This window comes from bacterium (assembly GCA_026398675.1).
Classification (GTDB): Bacteria; RBG-13-66-14; RBG-13-66-14; order RBG-13-66-14; family RBG-13-66-14; genus RBG-13-66-14.
On record JAPLSK010000047.1, the window covers coordinates 1 to 1,900 of the forward strand.

Sequence of the window (1,900 nt, forward strand, 5' to 3'; positions counted from 1 at the left end):
ATACTCGACGAGGTAGATCGCGGCCACGAGCCCCAGGGGCAGGGCGAAGGCGATGGCGCCCAGGGATAAAAGGAGCGTTCCCAGGATGGCGGGCCAAATACCGCCCTCGGTCATGGCGTTCCGGGGCGCGTCCGCCAGGAACTCCCAGCTTATGACGCTCGCGCCCTTGGCGATGATGAAGCCGATGACCAGGCCCAGCATCCCCAACACGATGACCACGCAGAGGCCGGACATCGAGAACCAGAAAATTTCACGGATTCTGCGGGGCTTCATGAGAAATCCCTTTTCCGTATCCGCTCGGCGAGGAGGTTGAAGCCGAGGGTTATCAGAAGGAGCATAAGCGCCAGGGCGAAGAGGGCGTGGTAGTGGGGCCCTCCCTGCACCGCCTCCCCCATTTCGAGGGCGATGGTCGCCGTCATGGGCCTCAGGGGGGAGAGGGGGTCGAGGGTCAGCGCGGCGCCGCCGCCGGCCACCATCAGCACCGTCATCGTCTCGCCGATGACGCGCCCGAAGCCCAGGATGACCGCCGAGAATATGCCCGAGCGGGCCGAGGGGACCAGGACGCGGCTCACCGTTTCCCAGCGGTTGGCGCCCATCGCCAGCGAGGCTTCCCGCAAATCGCGGGGGACGGCGGAGATGGCGTCCTCGGCCAGGCTGGTGATGGTGGGGAAGGCCATGAACGCCAGGACGATCGAGGCGGAGAGCCCGTTGAGTCCGATGGGGATGTCGAAGAGCTCCTTGATGAAAGGGGCGACGAGGACCATGCCGATGAACCCGAAGACGACGCTGGGGATGCCGGCCAGGAGCTCGATCAGCGGCTTGATTATCTCGCGCAGGGCCGGCGGCGCGATCTCGGCCATGAAAACGGCCGCGCCGAGGGAGAGGGGCAGGGCGAAAACGAGGGCCAGCACCGTCACCTGGAGCGAGGCCGCCAGCAGGGGGAGGAGGCCGAACTGGGGATCGGAAACCCACTCCCCGGCGGCGTTCTGCGTCTCGAGGGTCGGGTACCACTGGGTGCCCGTGAAGAACTCGAGGGGGTTGTACTCCCCGAAGAAGGGGCCCGACTCGGTCAAAAGGGTGACCAGGATGCCCGCCAGAAAGACGAGGGACAACAGGGCGAAGAACCCCAGCAACGGCTTTACGACGGTTTCGGAGGTGAATCTGGCCATGTTCTTCACCCAGGTTTGGCGGTGGTCCCGCGGTCGGTCCCTCGAGACCACCGCCTTATCCTTCACGAAAGAAGCGGCCTAGAGGGGGATGAAGCCCTCGTCGGCCACGATTTTCCGGCCCTCTGGGCCGAGGATGAAATCGATCAGCTTCAACACGGCTTCGGAGGCGTCTTTGGGGTAGTAGAGGTTCAGGTCGCGGGCGATCTTGTAAGCCCCGCTATTGACGGTATCTTCCGAGGGGACCACGCCGTCCACGGCCAGGACCTTTACGGTGTTATCTACGTAGCCCAGGCCGACGTAGCCGATGGCGCCCTCGGACTGCGCGACGGCCGTGCGCACGGTGCCGTTGGAGTTCTGGGTGACGGCGCCGGGGACGATGGGCTCCTTGTCCATGACGAGCTCCTCGAAGACCTCGAAGGTCCCGGAGGCGCTGTCGCGGGTGACGGGGACTATCTCCGCATCGGGACCACCAACCTCTTTCCAGTTGGTGATTTTACCGAGGAAGATGTCCTTGATCTGCTGGAGCGTGAGGGATAATACGGGGTTGGAGGGGTGGACGACGAGGGCGATGCCGTCTCGGGCGATGACCACCTCGACGGGTTCCACGCCCTTGGCCTTGGCCTTCTCCACTTCCTCGGCCTTCATCTTGCGCGAGGACATGGCGACGTCGGTGCGTCCATCAATGAGGGCGGTGATGCCGTCGCCGGAGCCGGTGCCGGAGACCTCGAGGT

Annotated in this window: 3 protein-coding genes; all 3 read right to left on the bottom strand. The window is 64.8% G+C overall.

All coding sequences use genetic code 11. The features are described 5' to 3' along the window. A partial coding sequence (locus tag NTW26_00690) for a phosphate ABC transporter, permease protein PstA (protein MCX7020791.1) occupies positions 1–273 on the bottom strand: 273 nt, incomplete at its 3' end. Further along, positions 270–1,169: a phosphate ABC transporter permease subunit PstC gene (gene pstC, locus NTW26_00695; protein ID MCX7020792.1), complete on the bottom strand. Its 900-nt coding sequence runs from the start codon at positions 1,167–1,169 to the stop codon at positions 270–272. The genes pstC and NTW26_00690, both read right to left, overlap by 4 nt. 78 nt (positions 1,170–1,247) lie before the next feature. Beyond that, on the bottom strand, positions 1,248–1,900 hold a 653-nt coding region (locus tag NTW26_00700), incomplete at its 5' end, for a phosphate ABC transporter substrate-binding protein (GenBank protein ID MCX7020793.1).